Origin of the sequence: Flavobacterium sp. (assembly GCF_044373165.1) — a bacterium.
Lineage (GTDB): Bacteria > Bacteroidota > Bacteroidia > Flavobacteriales > Flavobacteriaceae > Flavobacterium.
This window is the reverse complement of the sequence record NZ_JBILQL010000138.1, coordinates 1-2820: the sequence shown is the minus strand read 5'-3', so window position 1 is coordinate 2820 and position 2820 is coordinate 1. Positions and strand designations below refer to the sequence as shown.

The 2820-nt window shown below is 37.8% G+C and carries 4 protein-coding genes; 1 reads left to right on the top strand and 3 read right to left on the bottom strand.

Annotated elements, in window-relative coordinates; genetic code table 11:
- The 3 genes from ACIQ32_RS11700 to ACIQ32_RS11690 form a co-directional block, all read right to left on the bottom strand.
- Window positions 1-185: hypothetical protein (locus ACIQ32_RS11700; RefSeq protein WP_396195863.1), on the bottom strand; the 185-nt coding region annotated here is incomplete at its 3' end.
- Window positions 186-391: 206 nt separating this feature from the next.
- Window positions 392-685 carry a type II toxin-antitoxin system RelE/ParE family toxin gene (locus tag ACIQ32_RS11695; protein ID WP_396195862.1) on the bottom strand — a complete coding sequence of 98 codons (294 nt, stop codon included), beginning with the start codon at window positions 683-685 and terminating at the stop codon, window positions 392-394.
- Window positions 685-927: a type II toxin-antitoxin system ParD family antitoxin gene (locus ACIQ32_RS11690; RefSeq protein ID WP_396195861.1), complete on the bottom strand. Its 243-nt coding sequence runs from the start codon at window positions 925-927 to the stop codon at window positions 685-687. Before ACIQ32_RS11690 ends, ACIQ32_RS11695 begins: the two co-directional genes overlap by 1 nt.
- 783 nt (window positions 928-1710) lie before the next feature.
- On the opposite strand from ACIQ32_RS11690, the gene ltrA reads away from it, so the two are divergent.
- Window positions 1711-2820: group II intron reverse transcriptase/maturase (ltrA, locus tag ACIQ32_RS11685; RefSeq protein WP_396195860.1), on the top strand; the 1110-nt coding region annotated here is incomplete at its 3' end.

Here is a 2820-nt window from a genome sequence, read left to right as displayed (position 1 = left end):
TACGTAATTAATACGTCAAATTCATTTCCTTCGGGTTTGTCAATTATTACATCTACGTTTACACTATTATAAGAAATAGACTTCGTAATTCTATAAGCCGAAGTATTTGGGTTAGGCTGGTTTGACGTATTATCTTTTTCGCACGATAAAAACAACAACATTAATAATGGTATAAGAATTCTCATAAAATAAATTTTAAATATTTAATCAAACTAGACTGTTTTTATTTAAAAAAGTTTAATCTTCTAGATAATAAACTTATCGCTAACGTTCCGCGACATGGAGTAGTTGCGATTATTTATTACTGATGATTTCAAGTGCAAAACCACATTTGAAAGTCTGAAGGACTTTCGGGAGAAGCGAGAGCTACGCAGTTGCTATAAAAACGCTGTTATATTTGGTTTTTCATATCCATCATTCCGTGAAGAATTCTAACAACTTCAATTTCTTTTTGAGAAACTATTTGGTAAAAAATAATATGTTCACCGGTTTTAAAACCTAATACATTTTTTTCCACGACATCATAAGATTTACCTTGATTTGGTTTATTTGCTAATTCTTGACAAGAATCCATAAGTAACAAGTAATATATCTCAGCTTGATTTTCAGACCAAGTTTTTACTGTATAATCCCAAATGTCTTTTAAATCATCAACGGCTTTGTTGTTTAAATAAAACTTGGCCATTATTTTTTTCTAGACTTAAGAGTTTCTAAATGTTTTTTCGGATCAAAGTCAACAGCGCGGCCACTTTCAATTCCTTCCCGGATTGCATTCCGTAAAACAATTATGCGGCTTTCTTCTTCTTCCAAAAGGCGAAGCCCAGCGCGTACTACTTCACTTGCGTTGCTAAAACGGCCTTTCGAAACAGTTGATTCTATAAAACTTTCGAAATGATTACCCAATGATATTGATGTGTTTTTTCCCATGGTTTCTTCATTTTTGGTAAAGTTACCAAATTTTGGTAATTAAGCAATTGCTTTCTTAGAAATTTTGGAAAAATCACATATAACGTTTCTCGGCTTGGCGATGTGGCGGATTTTCAGCACAAAAACTCATTAGAAATACTGCTGTTGAATCTTGCACAAATGTTTCATAGAAGCACTTCAGCCGCCATATTGCCAAACCGATGTGTGTGCCCTGCATCCGCAGGACACACCCCGAAAGCTTTTCAAATAGTTCAAAAATACAAATTTCGACTACAAAAACTAACTTTCGGGGTGTTATTTTTCCAGAGGGTGTGAGTCCCTTAACCGCGAGAGTAACGTCTCGAAGGTTTAGTAAGCTGCAAGCTGGTTTGGAGTGATTCAAGCAGTGAAGGAAGCAGGACTACAAAATCCGGTACTGACGAACAGAAACGTCATAAGAGGCAATTTAAAGCGGATAAGCGTCCACAGCAACGCAAAGTCCAAAGTATACCAAAACTTTAATTTGTAGATGACGCAGTGATTGGAGGAAGGAAAAAACGGTTACCAGGGGAGGTCTCTTAGATTACGAGTTCATCACAAAGAGAAGTCAGCAGATGTCATAGTACTTGAAAGTAACGAGGTGCGAATAGAAACCGCATAGGACTCACAAACAAGGAAGGACTGAACGTAAAGAGGTTTTCAATAAGTAACGGAATCTCGCTTAGGCAGATAGCTCTACTTAACGAAAACAGGTTAACAAAGAATCTGAAACAATCCCGAAGTTTCGGGACAGATTAAACAAAAATGATTGAAAAAGTAGTACATCCTTACAACTTCCAAAAAGCATTGGAACACGTCATTGCCAATAAAGGTAGTGCAGGTGTTGATGGCGTTTCTATCAAAGAACTCCGCAAGGTATTCTCAGAAAAGAAAGACCAGTTAATTATGGAAATCAAACAAGGAAGCTATCAAATTCAACCCATTCTAGGAATCGAAATTCCAAAGGGAAACGGAAAAACCCGATTATTGGGAGTTCCCACAACAAGCGAACGAGTGTTGCAACAAGCGGTCTCACAAAGCATCGCTCCTTTATTTGAACCCGAATTCAAACCCAACAGTTTTGGATTTAGACCCAACAAAAACGCCCGACAAGCCGTTGGACAAGCACGGGATTACATCCATTCAGGACAAAACCACATTGTGGATATTGACCTGAAAAACTTCTTTGATGAAGTTGACCATTGTTTAGTATTGAATTTGGTATTCCGAAAAGTGAAATGCAAAACCACGATGCAACTCATTCGCAAATGGCTTCGAGCACCGATTAAAATCAACGCAAAGCTACAAAAACGAAGAAAAGGCGTCCCACAAGGAAGCCCATTAAGCCCGCTATTATCCAACATTTTACTCCATCAATTGGATAAGGAAATGACCCGAAGAGGACATAAATTCGTTCGTTACGCTGATGATTTTAGTATCTATTGTAAGAGCCACAATCAGGCAAAAGCTACTAGTGTAGTAATTGAAAAGTTCCTCAAGAACAAGCTCAAACTAACCATCAACAAAGAAAAGAGTGGCATTAGAAAACCCTCTCACTTTACGTTACTTGGCTTTGGATTTGTGCCCGTTTACAATAAAGGAAGCAAGAATCAATACCAACTCGTAGTAACTGAAAAGGCATGGAAAAACCTAAAGATGCGTCTCAAAAGCATCACCCGAAAAACCACTCCAGCAAAACTAGAAGAACGTATTACCAAGATAAAGGAAATCCAACGAGGATGGTTAACCTATTTTCGAGGAACCAACATCATGGGAAAATTACGAGACATTGACGGCTGGCTAAGGAATCGCATCCGCTACTGCATTTGGCACGACTGGAAGAAACCTGAAAGGAAAAGGAAAAACCTGATTCGA